The sequence below is a fragment of the Pseudomonas sp. PAMC25584 genome, assembly GCF_058135675.1.
Genome location: NZ_CM176870.1, coordinates 6,056,127 through 6,071,122, shown reverse-complemented (window position 1 = coordinate 6,071,122; position 14,996 = coordinate 6,056,127). Strand labels below are relative to the sequence as shown.

Sequence of the window (14,996 nt, the reverse complement as noted above, 5' to 3'; positions counted from 1 at the left end):
ACATCGCCTGGCCCTTGTATTCAATAAGAGGAGGACACTCGCATGACCACCCTGACCCGTGCCGACTGGGAACAACGCGCCAAGGACCTGAAGATCGAAGGTCGCGCCTATATCAATGGCGAGTACACCGCTGCGGTTTCCGGCGACACGTTTGAATGCATCAGCCCGGTCGATGGCCGCCTGCTGACCAGCGTTGCCAGTTGTGACGCCGCCGACGCCCAGCGCGCCGTGGAAAATGCCCGCGCCACGTTCAATTCCGGTGTCTGGTCGCGCCTGGCGCCGGCCAAGCGCAAGGCCACCATGATCCGTTTCGCCGCGTTGCTCAAGGCCAATGCCGAAGAGCTGGCGCTGCTGGAAACCCTGGACATGGGCAAGCCGATCAGCGATGCCCTGAACATCGATGTACCTGGCGCGGCGAATGCCCTGAGCTGGAGCGGCGAGGCAATCGACAAGATTTACGATGAGGTTGCCGCCACCCCTCACGATCAATTGGGTCTGGTGACCCGTGAGCCGATCGGTGTGGTCGGCGCCATCGTGCCGTGGAACTTCCCGCTGATGATGGCTTGCTGGAAACTCGGGCCGGCGCTGTCCACCGGTAACTCCGTGATCCTCAAGCCGTCCGAAAAATCCCCGCTGACTGCCATCCGCATCGCGGCCCTGGCCGTTGAGGCCGGTATTCCAAAAGGCGTGTTCAACGTGCTGCCGGGTTATGGCCACACCGTGGGTAACGCGCTGGCGCTGCACATGGATGTCGACACCCTGGTGTTCACCGGTTCCACCAAAATCGCCAAACAGTTGTTGATCCGCTCCGGTGAGTCGAACATGAAGCGGGTATGGCTGGAGGCGGGCGGCAAGAGCCCGAACATCGTGTTCGCCGATGCCCCGGACCTGCAAGCCGCCGCCGAATCCGCCGCCGGTGCCATTGCCTTCAACCAGGGTGAAGTTTGCACCGCCGGTTCGCGCCTGCTGGTGGAGCGTTCCATCAAGGATAAATTCCTACCGCTGGTGATCGCTGCGCTGAAGGGCTGGAAGCCAGGCAACCCGCTGGACCCGGCCACGAACGTCGGCGCGCTGGTGGACACTCAACAGATGAACACCGTGCTGTCCTACATCGAAGCCGGCCACGCCGACGGCGCCAAATTGGTGGCCGGTGGCAAGCGCATCCTGGAAGAGACCGGCGGCACCTACGTCGAACCGACGATTTTCGACGGCGTAACCAACGCCATGAAGATTGCCCGGGAAGAAATCTTCGGCCCGGTGCTCTCGGTGCTCACCTTCGACAGCGCCGAAGAAGCCATCGCCATCGCCAACGACACCCAATACGGCCTGGCCGCAGCAGTGTGGACGGCGGATCTCTCCAAGGCGCACCTCACCGCCAAAGCCTTGCGCGCCGGTAGCGTATGGGTCAACCAGTACGACGGCGGTGACATGACCGCGCCGTTTGGCGGCTTCAAGCAGTCGGGTAACGGTCGCGACAAGTCGCTGCATGCGTTCGACAAGTACACCGAGCTGAAGGCGACCTGGATCAAGCTCTAAGCAACACCGCAGCCCCCTGTAGGAGCGAGCGTGCTCGCGAAAAACGTCAACGATAACGCGTGCTGTCTGGTTGAACGCGGTGTCTTTGAGTTCTTCGTGAGCAAACTCGCTCCTACAGTTCGTTTACAACCCTGAAAATAGTTATCCACAGGAGCGTGGAAATGCGTTGGGCGACTTATTTCGCCGTCCTGGCCTCGGTGCTCAGCGTCGGCCTGGCGTTGGGCGTCAGCATGCCGTTGGTATCCCTGCGCCTGGAAGGCTGGGGCTACGGCAGCTTCGCCATCGGGGTGATGGCTGCGATGCCGGCCTTCGGCGTGCTGTTGGGGGCGAAGGTCTCCAGCCGGCTGGCGTCCTGGCTGGGCACCGCCCACCTGATGCGCTTGTGCCTGTGGGCGGGGGCGGTGTCCATCGGCCTGCTGGCGATTCTGCCGAGCTACCCGGTGTGGCTGGTGCTGCGGCTGATGATCGGGGTGATCCTGACCATCGTGTTTATCCTGGGCGAAAGCTGGATCAACCAGTTGGTGGTGGAGCAATGGCGTGGCCGGCTGGTGGCGCTGTATGGCTGCACCTATGCGTTGAGCCAGTTGTCGGGGCCGTTGTTGTTGGGCCTGCTGGGCACCGACCATGATTATGGGTTCTGGGTGGGCGTAGGCCTGTTGACGCTGGCGCCGTTGCTGTTGCTGGGGCGTTCCGGGGCGCCGACCGCCGACTCCTTCAGCGTGACGTTTGCCGAGCTGTGGCGCTTTTGCCGGAGCCTGCCGGCGATTGCCTGGGCGGTGGCGTTGTTCGCTGCGTTCGAGGCGATGATTCTGACGCTGCTGCCGGTGTATTGCCTGCAACAGGGCTTCACGGCCGAGGTCGCCCTGGCGATGGTCAGTACAGTGGTGGTGGGCGACGCGTTGCTGCAGTTGCCCATCGGCGCACTGGCCGACTACCTACCGCGCCGCACGCTGTTCTTGAGTTGCGCCCTCGTGTTGCTGGCGTCGAGCCTGGCGATTCCGTTGTTGCTGCACACGCCGTTGATCTGGCCGGTGTGGGTGCTGTTCGGCGCCAGTGCGGGCGGGTTGTTTACGTTGTCGTTGATCCTGATTGGCGAGCGTTACCGCGACGATGCGCTGGTGCGCGCCAATGCCCACGTGGCGCAACTCTGGGGCATCGGTTGCCTGATCGGGCCTTTGGTCGCCGGTGCGGGCAGTCAGTGGGTCAGCGGGCAGGCGTTGCCGTGGCTGATGGCGGCGGGAGCGCTTGGGCTGGTGGTGCTGTTGTTGCGCCAGGGCGCGTTTGGCGTCGTGCAATCGGCCTAGCACCTGATTTGGTCTTAGAGCATGCGTTCCAGGCCGACGGAGGTGGCGAACCAGGCGTTGAAACGGCGCCACCAACTGCCGGGCTCGCGGGTCAGGGTGTGCAGTTGCCCGTTATCCTCGGTCGTCCACACCACCTGGCCATCCTGTAGTTTTGCTTCGTAGCTCAATGCTGGCGCCATGCCTTGCAGCGCCAGGTTGCGCACGTGCTCGGCCAGCTCGGGGCTGTCCACCAGCACGCCGACTTCGGTGTTCCACAGCACCGAGCGCGGGTCGAAGTTGAACGAGCCGATAAACGATTTCTGCCGATCAAAAATCATCGCCTTGCTGTGCAGGCTGGAGTCCGAGCCGAGGAAGGTGCCGCGACGAAACAGGTGTGGCCCGCTGCCTGTGCCGGGCGCACCCGGTTGGCGGCGCAACTCATAGAGTTTCACGCCGTGCTCCAGCAGCGCCTTGCGATAGGGTGCGTAGCCGCCGTGTACGGCCGGAACGTCGGTGGCTTCGAGGGAGTTGGTCAGCAGGCTTACCGAGACGCCCGCGTCTGCGCGTCCGGTCAAGTACACCAGGCCCGGCTGGCCCGGCACGAAATACGCCGAGATCATCACCAGCTCATGGTCGACGCCTGCCAACTCCGGCGCCAGTTGGGTGGTCAGCAGCAGCCGTGGGTCCGGATCAGCCTTGGCGAGTACCTTGCTCGGTGCGTCCCACAGTGCCTGGTTCCAGGCCCAGATCAGCTCGCTGCGCCAGATGTCCAGGCGCGGTTCGGTCTTGTAGATGCGTAGACGGTTGTAGAGCGCGTGGTTCTGTTGGCGCGATTGGGCCAGTGACTCTTCCAGGCGCAAGCGTCCTTTGCTCAAGTCACCTTTGGACGGCAGGTTAGAGACGAACTCATCGATGGGTTTGCTCAGTGCGCTGTTCCAGTACTGGTCGAAACTGTGGCCCAGTTGCTCGGCCACCGGGCCCACGCTGAGCATGTCGATATCGGTGAAATTCAGGTTCGGTTCGGCGTCGAAATATTCGTCGCCCAGGTTACGCCCGCCGACGATGGCCGCGCTGTTGTCCGCCAGCCACAGCTTGTTGTGCATGCGTCGATGTTGCCGCGACAGGTTGAGCAGGCGCCCCATGGCCCGCGTCACGCCGGTGCTGCGCCCCAGGTGCAACGGGTTGAATAGGCGAATCTGGATGTTGGGGTGGGCGGCGAGGGTGGCGATGACCTGATCGAGGCCGTCGCTGGTGGTGTCGTCCAGCAGGATGCGCACGCGCACGCCACGGTCGGCGGCCTTGAGCAGTTCATCCACGAGCAGGCGAGTGCTGATGCCGTCGTGGACGATGTAGTACTGCAGGTCGAGGCTGGTCTGGGCGTTGCGGATCAGTTCGGCACGGGCCATGAACGCCTCGCTGCTGTTGGGCAGCAAGCGAAAGCCGGAGCGGCCCTGATGCGGCGCGGCCTGGGCCTGGATCGAGCGACCGAACGACGATTGCGCCGCCGGCAGGGCGTCGCTGGGGATGCGCGGCACATCGACCGTAGCGCAGCCGCCCAGGGCCAGGGCGCCCACCAGGAAAAACGCTAAAAGCCGTCGAGTCATCAAGGGCGCTGCTTCCACATCAGGGCGTTTGTCGACATATGACGGCTATTTCCCGGGAAAGGTCAGTCGGCGGCCTCGGCCAGCATCTTGCTCGCGGCGGCGCCGACCTTGCGCACCGCCTCTTCAATCTGCGGCGTAGGTTTGGCCGCGTAGTTCATGCGCAGGCAGTTCCTGTACTTGCCGGAAGCGGAAAAGATACTGCCCACGGCGATTTGTACGCCTTGTTCCATCAACGCACGGTTGAGCTTGAGGGTGTCGAAGCCTTCCGGCAGCTCAATCCACAGCATGAAGCTGCCTTGAGGTCGGCTGGCGCGGGTGCCTGCGGGGAAATAACGGCTGACCCAGTCGAGCATCAAGTCGCGATTACGTTGGTATTGCGTGCGCATCCGCCGCAAATGCGGTTCGAAATGGCCGCCTTTGAGAAATTCAGCGATGGCGATCTGCGGCTGGGTCGCGGTGGAGCCGGTGCTGATGTATTTCATGTGCAGCACCCGCTCCAGGTAGCGGCCCGGAGCGACCCAGCCAATCCGCAGCCCCGGCGCCAGGGTTTTCGAGAAGGAGCTGCAGAGCAATACGCGACCATCTTCGTCGAAGGATTTGATGGTGCGCGGGCGCGGGTAGCTGTAGGCCAGTTCGCCATACACATCGTCTTCGATGATCGCCACGTCAAAGCGCTGGGCCAGGGTCAGCAGTGCCCGCTTGCGCGCCTCCGGCATGATGTAGCCCAAGGGGTTGTTGCAGTTGGGGGTCAGTTGAATGATTTTGATCGGCCACTGTTCCAGGGCCAGTTCCAGGGCTTCGAGGCTGATGCCGGTGAGCGGGTCCGTAGGGATTTCCAGGGCTTTCATGCCCAGGCCCTTGAGGGTTTGCATGGCGCCGTGGAAGCTCGGCGAGTCTACCGCGACGATATCGCCTGCCTCGCAAATGGCACGGATGCTGGCGGACAGCGCTTCATGGCAGCCGGTGGTGATCACGATGTCTTCGGCGGTCAATTGGCAGCCGGAATCCAATGACAGTCGAGCGATTTGCTCGCGCAGTTCCTTACAGCCGAGGATGTTGTCGTAATACAACCCCGGCAGATCCTGACGCCGGCTGACGCGGGCCAGGCTGCGCAGCAGGGGCTTGAGGGTGGGCGACAACACGTCCGGCATGCCGCGCCCCATCTGTATGACATCTTTACGCGGCACTGCGCGAATCAACTCGAGTACCTGGTCCCACTGGGAAATTTCCACCGGGCGCTGGGCCGGGCGGCCGACTTCGGGCAAGGCCGGCAGCTCACGGCTCGCGGGCACAAAGTAACCGGACTTGGGCTTCGGCATCGCCAGGCCGTTGTCTTCCAGCACGCGATACGCTTGCTGCACGGTGCTCAAACTGACCCCGTGCTCCACGCTCAAGGCCCGTACAGAAGGCAGCCTATCGCCGGGGCGGTAGAAGCCTTGCTCGATGCGGGTGCCCAGCAATTCGGCGAGGTTGACGTAAAGGGTCACGGTGATCACTCCCAAAGGACCAGTACAGATCCAGGGAAAATACAGGATTCAGCCGTTCGTGGGCAGTGTCTGTATGGATTTAATAAAATTCGGTTGAATCTGTAATGGTTTTGTCCGCCCGCTCATTCTAGTCACTCATGGCAACCAGCAAATGAGGGCAGCAAAATGAACGGGATGAGCGATGTGCGGCTGACGTTACACAGTCAGGAACTGGAAGCTGGGCAGGAGCCGACGATGTCGACCCTGACGCGCAACCGCTGGAGCCTGTTCTGGTGTCGCCGCCACACGCGTAAGGCGTTGCTGGACCTGACTGCCGAGCAACTGCGGGATATCGGGCTGACCGCCGAGCAGGCGCGCCAGGAAGGCCTGAAGCCGTTCTGGCGCCGTTGAGTCACACCTGTTCTTTCAGCCGGTGCCAGAGCATCCCCAGCGCCAACAGCGGCGAGCGCAAGTGCTTGCCGCCGGGGAAGGTGATGTGCGGCACCTGGGCGAACAGATCGAAACGTCCCTGCTGCTGGCCGCTGATGGCTTCGCCCAGCAGCTTGCCCGCCAGGTGCGTAGCGTTGAGGCCATGACCGGCGTAGGCCTGGGCGTAATACACATTGGGTTGATCCGCCAATCGGCCGATCTGCGGCAAGCGGTTGGCGCCGATGCCGATCATGCCGCCCCATTGGTAGTCGATCTTCACGTCGGCCAGTTGCGGGAACACCTGCAACATCTTCGGTCGCATGTAGGCGCTGATGTCCTGCGGGTCGCGGCCGGAATAATGACAGGCGCCGCCGAACAGCAGGCGACGGTCGGCGGACAGGCGGAAGTAGTCCACCGTCACCCGCTGATCACACACCGCCATGTTTTGCGGCAGTAACTGGGCGGCCTGGGCTGCGCTTAACGGCTCGGTGGCGATGATGTAGCTGCCGGCGGGCAGCACTTTGCCGCTCAGTTGGGGGTTCAGGCCATTCAGGTAGGCATTGCAGGCCAGCACCAGGGTCTTGGCGCGCACATTGCCGCGGGCGGTGTGTACGTTGACCTCGGGGCCGTAGTCGATGCGCGTCACTTCGGAGTGCTCGAACAGTTGCGCGCCCAGTTGCGCTGCGGCGGCCGCTTCGCCGAGGGCCAGGTTCAGCGGGTGCAGGTGGCCCGAGCCCATGTCGATCATGCCGCCCACGTAGCGGTCGGAGCCGATCACGCTGCCCATTTCGCCGGCTTGCAGCAGGCGTACTTCATGGCGATAGCCCAGGCTGCGCAACGCTTCGGCGTCTTCGGCGAGGCCGAGCAGGTCGCGGGGTTTGTTGGCCAGGTCGCAGTAACCCCAGGTCAGGTCACAGGCGATCTGGAAGCGCTCGACGCGCTGGCGCACAATTTCTACCGCCTCCAGGCCCATCAATTTCATCTGGCGCACGCCGTCGGTGCCGATCACATTGGCGAACTGCTCCAGGCCGTGGCCGACGCCGCGAATCAATTGGCCGCCGTTGCGCCCGCTGGCGCCCCAGGCAATCTTGCGCGCCTCCAGCAGCACCACGCTGAACCCACGTTCGGCCAGTTCCAGGGCGGTGTTGAGCCCGGAAAAACCACCGCCGATCACGCACACGTCGGCAACCCTTTCGCCGGCCAACGCCGGGTAGTCGGGTTGCGGCAGGCTGCTGGCGGCGTAGTAGGAAGCGGTGTGCCGGGCACTGGCGGTCATGGGGAATATCCCTGTTTGGAAAACTTGACGCAGGATACAGCGGTCGGACGAAGCTGTCTCACCGTGGGCTTTTGCGGCAGAATCCACGCCTATTCGCCGTTCGGTACGTGTTTCGATGAGTTGCAACAGTCAGAAAATCAGCGCGTTGCGCCGACAGATTCCCTCGTTCGAGTGCGTCCCCGGCTGCCACGATTGCTGTGGGCCGGTGACGACCTCACCCGAGGAAATGTCGCGCCTGCCGCGTAAGACCGCTGCCGAGCAGGAAGCTGCCATGGACGAATTAAACTGTGTCCACCTGGGCCCCAATGGCTGCACGGTGTATGGCGAGCGACCGCTGATCTGTAGGCTTTTCGGCACCACAAAGACCTTGCCGTGCCCCAATGGGCGCGGGCCGGTGGAGCTGATTCACCCGCGCGTCGAGAAGCAGATCCATGAATACATGGCGAGTACCCGGCAGGTGCTGGTCTAACAGAGGTATGCGGTCAAAATGTGGGAGGGGGCAAGCCCCCTCCCACATTGACCCAGTTGTGTCAGTCAGTCGGGGATCGGCAGATTGAGGCTCTCTTTCACTTCCTCCATCACGATATAGCTCTTGGACTCCCGCACATGGGGCAGTTTGAGCAGGATGTCGCCGAGCAACTTGCGGTACGAGGCCATCTCGGAAATCCGCGCTTTCACCAGGTAGTCGAAGTCCCCCGACACTAGGTGGCACTCCAGCACATGGGGCAATTTCAGCACGGCGCGGCGGAATTCTTCAAAGGTGTCGCCGGATTTGTAATCGAGGCTGATCTCGACAAATACCAGCAAACTCCCCTTCAAATGCTGGGGGTTGAGCCGCGCGTTGTAGCCCATGATGATCCCTTCACGCTCCAGGCGGCGCACGCGCTCGGTGCAGGGGGTGGTCGACAGCCCGACCTTTTCCCCCAGCTCCGTGAACGAAATACGCCCGTCGGCTTGCAGGATGCGCAGGATATTGCGGTCGATCTTGTCCAGCTCCCGCTTGGTCTGGGTGTTGGTACGCATAGGGGATACGCCTCTGTTAAAAGGGTTTTTGCCGAGAATTGTCGCCAAATATAAGCATTTATATAGTGAAATGCACTGGTGATTGCTTTTTATACTGCTCACATTATTGCTCGAACAACACACGTCGGCGGTCAAGCCGCGATGAGGATATAAAAATGCGCGTTCTGGTCTTGGGTAGCGGCGTCATTGGTGTGACCAGTGCCTACTATTTGGCGCGAGCCGGTTTTGAGGTGGTCGTGGTCGATCGTCAGCCTGCCGCTGCCATGGAAACCAGTTTCGCCAACGCCGGCCAAGTGTCTCCAGGCTACGCTTCGCCATGGGCTGCGCCGGGTGTGCCGCTCAAGGCCATCAAGTGGCTGCTGCAACGCCATGCGCCGCTGGCGATCAAGGCTACCGCTGATATCAACCAATACCTGTGGATGGCGCAGATGCTGCGCAACTGCACCGCCAGCCGGTATGCGGTGAACAAGGAGCGCATGGTCCGCCTGTCCGAGTACAGCCGCGACTGCCTCGACGAGCTGCGCGCTGAAACCGGGATTGCCTACGAAGGCCGCAGCCTCGGTACGACCCAACTGTTCCGCACCCAGGCCCAACTCGATGGGGCGGCCAAAGATATCGCCGTGTTGAAAGAGTCCGGCGTGCCGTTCGAATTGCTCGACCGCGCCGGCATCGCCCGCGTCGAACCGGCCCTGGCCAGTGTCACCGACATCCTCGCCGGTGCCCTGCGCCTGCCGAACGACCAGACCGGCGACTGCCAGATGTTCACCACCCGCCTGGTCGACATGTGCAAGCAGTTGGGCGTCGAATTCCGGTTCGAACAGGATATCCAACGCCTCGACTACGCCGGTGATCGCATCAACGGCGTGTTGATCGACGGCAAGCTGGAAACCGCCGACCGCTACGTGCTGGCCCTCGGCAGTTACTCGCCGCAGTTGCTCAAGCCGTTGGGGATCAAGGCGCCGGTGTACCCGCTCAAGGGCTACTCGCTGACCGTGCCGATCACCAACCCGGCGATGGCGCCGACGTCGACCATTCTCGACGAGACCTACAAGGTCGCGATCACCCGTTTCGACAACCGTATCCGTGTCGGCGGCATGGCTGAAATAGCCGGTTTTGACCTGTCGCTTAACCCGCGTCGGCGTGAAACCCTGGAGATGATCGTCAACGACCTTTATCCTCAGGGCGGCGATCTGAGCGAAGCGATCTTTTGGACCGGGCTGCGCCCAACCACTCCCGACGGCACGCCGATTGTCGGTGCCACCCCGTTCAAGAACCTGTTCCTGAACACCGGCCACGGCACCCTCGGTTGGACCATGGCATGCGGTTCCGGTCGTTTGCTGGCGGACCTGATGGCGAAGAAGACGCCGCAGATCAGCGCCGAAGGCCTCGATATTTCCCGTTATGGCAACCACCAGGAGTCTGAAAAACATGTCAATCCAGCGCCAGCTCACCAATGAGCGCATGAGCCAGATCGTTGCCCACAGCGGGACCGTGTATTTGTCAGGGCAAGTCGGCGATGACTTGAGTGCCGGGGTTGAACAGCAGACCCGTGAAGCGCTGGCTACTATCGAGCGCCTGCTGGACCTGGCCGGTACCGACAAGACCAAGTTGCTGTCGGTGACGATCTACCTGAAAGACATTGACGCCGATTTCGCCGGCATGAACTCAGTGTGGGACACGTGGCTGCCTAAAGGCGTTGCCCCGGCCCGCGCGACGGTTGAAGCGAAACTGTGCGAACCGCAGATCCTGGTGGAGCTGTCCGTCGTGGCCGCCCTGCCTTAAGCAACGATCCCTCTCCCGGCACCGATGTTGTTGGTCGGTGCCGGTTTTTTTTCACTCTGCCGCCTAGAAGCCTGCCGCCATGCGTCCAGCCCGTGCCCTGATCGACCTCCAAGCCCTGCGCAACAACTACCAACTGGCCCGTGAAGTCACGGGGGCCAAGGCCCTCGCCGTGGTCAAGGCCGATGCCTACGGCCATGGTGCCGTGCGCGTGGCCCAGGCGCTGGAAGCCGAGGCCGATGGTTTTGCCGTGGCGTGTATCGAGGAAGCGCTGGAACTGCGGGCCGCCGGCATCCGCGCGCCGGTATTGCTGCTCGAAGGGTTTTTCGAAGCCGACGAGCTGCCGCTGATCGTCGAGCATGATTTCTGGTGCGTGGTGCATTCGCTGTGGCAACTGGAGGCGATCGAACAGGCCAAGTTGAGCAAGCCACTGACCCTCTGGCTCAAGCTGGATTCGGGCATGCACCGCGTCGGCCTGCATCCCAAGGATTACCACGAGGCGTACCAGCGCCTGCTGGCCAGCGGTAAGGTGGCGAAGATCGTGCTGATGAGCCACTTCGCCCGCGCCGATGAGCTCGATTGTGTGCGCAGCAATGAACAAGTAGCGGTGTTCGAGGCAGCGCGCCAGGGCTTGTCGGCTGAGGTCAGCCTGCGCAATTCACCCTCGGTGATGGGCTGGCCGAATGTGTCCAGCGACTGGGTGCGCCCGGGCATCATGTTGTACGGCGCGACGCCGTTTGGTGAAGACCAGGCCATCGCCGCACGCTTGCAGCCGGTGATGACCCTGGAGTCGAAAGTCATCTGCGTGCGCGAATTGCCGGCCGGCGAGCCGGTAGGCTACGGCGCCAAGTTCATCACGCCCAAATCGATGCGGATCGGCGTGGTTGCGATGGGTTATGCCGACGGTTATCCGCGTCACGCGCCCACCGGTACGCCGGTGTTGGTGGCGGGGCAGCGCAGCCAGTTACTGGGCCGCGTATCCATGGACATGCTGTGCATCGACCTCACCGACGTGCCCCAGGCCGGCCTCGGTTCCACCGTGGAGTTGTGGGGCAAGAACATCCTCGCCAGTGACATCGCAGTCGCCGCCGAGACCATCCCTTACCAGATATTCTGCAACCTGCACCGCGTGCCAAGGCTCTATTCCGGCGCTTGATCGGCCGTTACGAACGGAGCTGGCGAGGATTTAGGCTCAAGTGTTGTAAATACTGAACGCTGTCGCCATGATAACGCTCAATTACAACAAAGCCTGAATCCTAGGAGGCTCCCGCATTGGACGTCGGCGAACGACTGCAATCCATCCGTAAGCTGAAGGGTCTTTCCCAGCGTGAGCTCGCCAAGCGTGCGGGTGTCACCAACAGCACCATTTCGATGATCGAAAAGAACAGTGTCAGCCCTTCCATCAGTTCCTTGCGCAAGGTGCTGGGCGGCATCCCTATGTCGATGGTCGAGTTCTTTTCCGAGGAAATCCTCGAGGAAATACCGACCCAGATCGTCTATAAAGCCAACGAGCTGATCGACATCTCCGACGGCGCTGTCACCATGAAACTGGTGGGCCGCGCACATCCGAGCCGGGCGATCACGTTTCTCAACGAAATTTATCCGCCTGGCGCCGATACCGGCGGAGAAATGCTCACCCATGAAGGCGAGGAAACCGGGATTTTGGTGGAAGGTCGCCTGGAGTTGGTGGTCGGTCTTGAAACTTTTGTGCTCGAAGCCGGCGATAGCTACTACTTTGAAAGCACCAAACCCCATCGTTTTCGCAATCCGTTCGATGTGCCGGCGCGACTAATCAGCGCAGCCACACCCGCGAACTTTTGACAGAAGAGGCGTCCTGCCAGCATTGCAGAGACACCCGCAGCCGTATTCCGCGAAACTGAATCTCCCTTTGCTTAATAGGGTTGTTTCAGCCAAGCGGGCTAACCGTTATACTTTCGCCGCCTGCGAAACCGTGGCCGCAGGCGTGAATAGCCACCATTGAGGGTGAACGCGTGAACCTAATTATGAAAATGCTGGCTGTACCAGCAACCGTACTGGCCCTATGGGCTGTCAGCGCTCAAGCTGCGACCAATGATGACATTGCCAAGCGCCTGGAGCCTGTTGGCCAAGTGTGTGTGCAGGGGCAGGAGTGCAAGGGGATGGAAGTCGCCGTAACAGCGGGCGGCGGCGGTGCAAAAACACCGGATGAGATCATCACCAAGCACTGCAGTGCGTGCCACCAAACCGGCCTGTTGGGCGCCCCGAAAATCGGCGACACCGCCGCCTGGAAAGACCGCGCCGACCACCAGGGCGGCCTCGACGGCATCCTGGCCAAGGCGATCACGGGTATCAATTCCATGCCGCCAAAAGGCACGTGTGCTGATTGCTCGGATGCTGATCTGAAGGGCGCAATCAAGAAGATGTCCGGGTTGTAATCCAGCGATCTTCGTCAAAAATGCCGCTTACGAGCGGCTTTTTTGTGCCCTCGATTTATGTTTAGAGGCTGTTCTTTGCAGCAAAGACCCGCCACTCTCTGTCCAACCCCTAATCACGAAATGTTCAGGAGGGTCGGATGGTGCAGTTATGTTCAATCGAGCAAGCCGTTGACGACGTACTTGCGCGCTTGCCGGCGCATATCCACATGGGCTTGCCTCTGGGCCTGGGCAAGCCCAATTTGTTCGTTAATGCGCTGTACCGCCGTATCGCCAAGCTGCCGGAGCGGGCGCTGACGATCTACACCGCATTGAGCCTGGGTCGCCCGGCGTTGGGCGATGGCTTACAGAAGCGCTTCCTGGAACCGTTTACCGAACGGGTGTTTGGCGACTATCCCGAGCTGGATTTCCTCGCCGCTCTGCATAAAGACAGTCTTCCAAAAAATATCCACGTACAGCAATTTTTCATGCAGCCAGGCAGCCTGCTTCACAGCCAATCAGCGCAACAGGACTACGTCAGCAGTAACTACAGCCACGCCGCGCGCGATATCTACGCCGCGGGCCTGAACCTGGTGGCGCAACTGGTGGCCAGCAGCGCCGAACACCCCGACCGGCTGAGCCTGAGCTGCAACCCCGATATCACCCTCGACCTGCTGCCGATGATCGCCAAGCGCCGCGCCGCCGGGGAAACCGTGCTGATTGTCGGCCAGGTCCACACCGATCTGCCCTACATGCCCGGTGATTCGGAGCTGGGCATGGATGAATTCGACTACCTGCTCGATGAAAAGGACAGCACCACGCTGTTCTCCACGCCGAATATGCCGGTGGGCTTCCAGGACCACTTTATCGGCCTGCATGCCAGTACGCTGGTGCGTGATGGCGGCACCTTGCAGATCGGGATCGGTTCGATGGGCGATGCGCTGACCGCCGCCTTGCTCGCGCGCCAGGCGGATAATGAAGCCTATCGGCTGCTGCTGACCGACCTCGATGTGTACCAGTGGGCGCCGCTGATCAGCCGTGAAGGTGGCGTTGAGCCCTTCGCCAAAGGCCTTTATGGTTGCAGCGAAATGTTCGTCAACGGCCTGCTGGTATTGACGGATGCCGGGATTGTGCGGCGCAAGGTCTACCCGGATGTGGCAACCCAGGAACAGGCGAATGCCGGCCTGCTCGATGACGCGGCGCAGCCCGACGGCGTTTCGATCCATGGCGGTTTTTTCGTTGGCCCGCGCAGTTTCTACCAACGTTTGCAGGACATGCCGCTCGCCAAGCGTCAGGCATTCAACATGACGCGCATCAGTTACATCAACGAGCTGTACGGGCAGGAAGAACTCAAGCGTTTGCAGCGTCTGGATGCGCGGTTTATCAACAGCGCGATCGTGGTGACCTTGCTCGGCGCCGGGGTTGCCGACCAACTGGAAGGTGGCCACGTGCTCAGTGGCGTGGGCGGGCAGTACAACTTCGTTGCCCAGGGCCACGCGCTGGAAGGCGCGCGCTCGATCCTGATGCTGCGCAGTTGGCGCGAAGCGGGGGGAGAGGTCAGTTCCAATATCGTTTGGGAGTACGGCCATTGCACCATCCCACGGCACCTGCGGGACATTGTGATCACCGAATACGGAATTGCCGACTTGCGCGGTCAGACCGACGCCAAGGTGATCGAGGCGTTGCTCAACATCACCGACTCCAGGTTCCAGGGCGACTTGATCGAGCAGGCGCAAAAGGCTGGCAAGTTACCCCAGGATTTCCAGCTGGACCCGCGCTTTACCGACAATACTCCGGAGCGGCTTCAGGCCCTTCAGGCACGGCATCGCCGATTGTTTCCGGAGTATCCGCTGGGCACTGACTTCACGGATGAGGAGCGGGATCTGTTGCGGGCGTTGAACTGGCTCAAGAGCAAATTCAAGCTGAGCGAGATTTTCGACTTGGGCAAGGCGGCGCTGGATGCACCGGAGCCGGAGGCGTTTCCAGAGCATCTGAAGCGGATGCGGTTGGATAAGCCTGAAGGTTTGAAGGAGGACGTGTATCAGCGGCTGTTGCTCGCCGGCCTCCAGGCCACCGCGCACTAAATGTGAGAGGGGCGGTGCGACGATTCGACTTGCCCCCGATAGCAGTGGGTCAGCCAACACATTTGGTGACTGATACACCGCTATCGGGGGCAAGTCGAATCGTCGCACCGCCCCTCCCACATTTTG

At 61.7% G+C, this 14,996-nt stretch carries 14 protein-coding genes; 10 read left to right on the top strand and 4 right to left on the bottom strand.

Annotated features, from left to right (window positions below):
* Positions 1-42: 42 nt before the first annotated feature.
* Entirely contained in the window at positions 43-1,536 is a 1,494-nt protein-coding gene (locus tag ACS5Q8_RS28510; protein WP_465159681.1) for an aldehyde dehydrogenase, read from the top strand.
* 161 nt (positions 1,537-1,697) lie between these two features.
* Complete coding sequence (locus ACS5Q8_RS28505; protein WP_247398325.1) at positions 1,698-2,840, top strand: MFS transporter; 1,143 nt, start codon at positions 1,698-1,700, stop codon at positions 2,838-2,840.
* Between the two features lie 14 nt (positions 2,841-2,854).
* On the opposite strand, the gene ACS5Q8_RS28500 is transcribed toward ACS5Q8_RS28505, so the two are convergent.
* Both ACS5Q8_RS28500 and ACS5Q8_RS28495 read right to left on the bottom strand, forming a co-directional pair.
* Positions 2,855-4,423: a phospholipase D family protein gene (locus ACS5Q8_RS28500; RefSeq protein ID WP_426099906.1), complete on the bottom strand. Its 1,569-nt coding sequence runs from the start codon at positions 4,421-4,423 to the stop codon at positions 2,855-2,857.
* 62 nt (positions 4,424-4,485) lie between these two features.
* A complete protein-coding gene (locus tag ACS5Q8_RS28495) occupies positions 4,486-5,910 on the bottom strand; it encodes an aminotransferase-like domain-containing protein (RefSeq protein WP_465159680.1) in 1,425 nt (474 codons plus the stop codon).
* A 165-nt stretch (positions 5,911-6,075) separates the two neighbouring features.
* On the opposite strand from ACS5Q8_RS28495, the gene ACS5Q8_RS28490 reads away from it, so the two are divergent.
* Complete coding sequence (locus ACS5Q8_RS28490) at positions 6,076-6,300, top strand: DUF1127 domain-containing protein (protein WP_276195444.1); 225 nt, start codon at positions 6,076-6,078, stop codon at positions 6,298-6,300.
* A 1-nt stretch (position 6,301) separates the two neighbouring features.
* Here ACS5Q8_RS28490 and ACS5Q8_RS28485 read toward each other — a convergent pair whose 3' ends face one another.
* On the bottom strand, positions 6,302-7,594 hold the full coding sequence (locus ACS5Q8_RS28485; RefSeq protein ID WP_443695337.1) for an NAD(P)/FAD-dependent oxidoreductase: 1,293 nt from the start codon (positions 7,592-7,594) through the stop codon (positions 6,302-6,304).
* 115 nt (positions 7,595-7,709) lie between these two features.
* Here ACS5Q8_RS28485 and ACS5Q8_RS28480 point away from each other — a divergent pair, with 115 nt between their 5' ends.
* Positions 7,710-8,063, top strand: a complete 354-nt coding sequence (locus ACS5Q8_RS28480; RefSeq protein ID WP_276195442.1) for a YkgJ family cysteine cluster protein — start codon at positions 7,710-7,712, stop codon at positions 8,061-8,063.
* A 65-nt stretch (positions 8,064-8,128) separates the two neighbouring features.
* Here the strand turns inward: ACS5Q8_RS28480 and ACS5Q8_RS28475 are convergent, their stop codons facing one another.
* Positions 8,129-8,617 carry an Lrp/AsnC ligand binding domain-containing protein gene (locus tag ACS5Q8_RS28475; RefSeq protein WP_003206849.1) on the bottom strand — a complete coding sequence of 163 codons (489 nt, stop codon included), beginning with the start codon at positions 8,615-8,617 and terminating at the stop codon, positions 8,129-8,131.
* A gap of 155 nt (positions 8,618-8,772) precedes the next feature.
* On the opposite strand from ACS5Q8_RS28475, the gene dadA reads away from it, so the two are divergent.
* The 6 genes from dadA (at position 8,773) to ACS5Q8_RS28445 (ending at position 14,870) form a co-directional block, all read left to right on the top strand.
* Positions 8,773-10,074 (top strand): D-amino acid dehydrogenase, encoded by a 1,302-nt coding sequence (dadA, locus tag ACS5Q8_RS28470; protein ID WP_276195441.1) that lies wholly within the window; start codon positions 8,773-8,775, stop codon positions 10,072-10,074.
* Positions 10,046-10,399 (top strand): RidA family protein, encoded by a 354-nt coding sequence (locus ACS5Q8_RS28465; RefSeq protein WP_465159679.1) that lies wholly within the window; start codon positions 10,046-10,048, stop codon positions 10,397-10,399. The genes dadA and ACS5Q8_RS28465 overlap by 29 nt, the downstream gene beginning before the upstream one ends.
* Before the next feature lie 79 nt (positions 10,400-10,478).
* A complete protein-coding gene (gene alr, locus ACS5Q8_RS28460) occupies positions 10,479-11,552 on the top strand; it encodes an alanine racemase (protein WP_465159678.1) in 1,074 nt (357 codons plus the stop codon).
* A 116-nt stretch (positions 11,553-11,668) separates the two neighbouring features.
* Entirely contained in the window at positions 11,669-12,217 is a 549-nt protein-coding gene (locus ACS5Q8_RS28455) for a cupin domain-containing protein (protein WP_247401978.1), read from the top strand.
* 182 nt (positions 12,218-12,399) lie between these two features.
* Positions 12,400-12,810, top strand: a complete 411-nt coding sequence (locus ACS5Q8_RS28450) for a c-type cytochrome (protein ID WP_465160376.1) — start codon at positions 12,400-12,402, stop codon at positions 12,808-12,810.
* 137 nt (positions 12,811-12,947) lie between these two features.
* Positions 12,948-14,870, top strand: a complete 1,923-nt coding sequence (locus ACS5Q8_RS28445) for an acetyl-CoA hydrolase/transferase C-terminal domain-containing protein (RefSeq protein WP_465159677.1) — start codon at positions 12,948-12,950, stop codon at positions 14,868-14,870.
* Positions 14,871-14,996 lie beyond the last annotated feature (126 nt).

Bases quoted from the DNA above. Each gene is read 5' to 3' on its own strand.
- ACS5Q8_RS28505 (WP_247398325.1), top strand. From the start codon at position 1,698: ATGCGTTGGGCGACTTATTTCGCCGTCCTGGCCTCGGTGCTCAGCGTC.
- ACS5Q8_RS28490 (WP_276195444.1), top strand. From the start codon at position 6,076: ATGAACGGGATGAGCGATGTGCGGCTGACGTTACACAGTCAGGAACTG.
- dadA (WP_276195441.1), top strand. From the start codon at position 8,773: ATGCGCGTTCTGGTCTTGGGTAGCGGCGTCATTGGTGTGACCAGTGCC.
- ACS5Q8_RS28485 (WP_443695337.1), bottom strand. From the start codon at position 7,594: ATGACCGCCAGTGCCCGGCACACCGCTTCCTACTACGCCGCCAGCAGC.
- ACS5Q8_RS28465 (WP_465159679.1), top strand. From the start codon at position 10,046: ATGTCAATCCAGCGCCAGCTCACCAATGAGCGCATGAGCCAGATCGTT.
- ACS5Q8_RS28450 (WP_465160376.1), top strand. From the start codon at position 12,400: ATGAAAATGCTGGCTGTACCAGCAACCGTACTGGCCCTATGGGCTGTC.
- ACS5Q8_RS28480 (WP_276195442.1), top strand. From the start codon at position 7,710: ATGAGTTGCAACAGTCAGAAAATCAGCGCGTTGCGCCGACAGATTCCC.
- ACS5Q8_RS28510 (WP_465159681.1), top strand. From the start codon at position 43: ATGACCACCCTGACCCGTGCCGACTGGGAACAACGCGCCAAGGACCTG.
- alr (WP_465159678.1), top strand. From the start codon at position 10,479: ATGCGTCCAGCCCGTGCCCTGATCGACCTCCAAGCCCTGCGCAACAAC.
- ACS5Q8_RS28445 (WP_465159677.1), top strand. From the start codon at position 12,948: ATGGTGCAGTTATGTTCAATCGAGCAAGCCGTTGACGACGTACTTGCG.
- ACS5Q8_RS28475 (WP_003206849.1), bottom strand. From the start codon at position 8,617: ATGCGTACCAACACCCAGACCAAGCGGGAGCTGGACAAGATCGACCGC.
- ACS5Q8_RS28500 (WP_426099906.1), bottom strand. From the start codon at position 4,423: ATGACTCGACGGCTTTTAGCGTTTTTCCTGGTGGGCGCCCTGGCCCTG.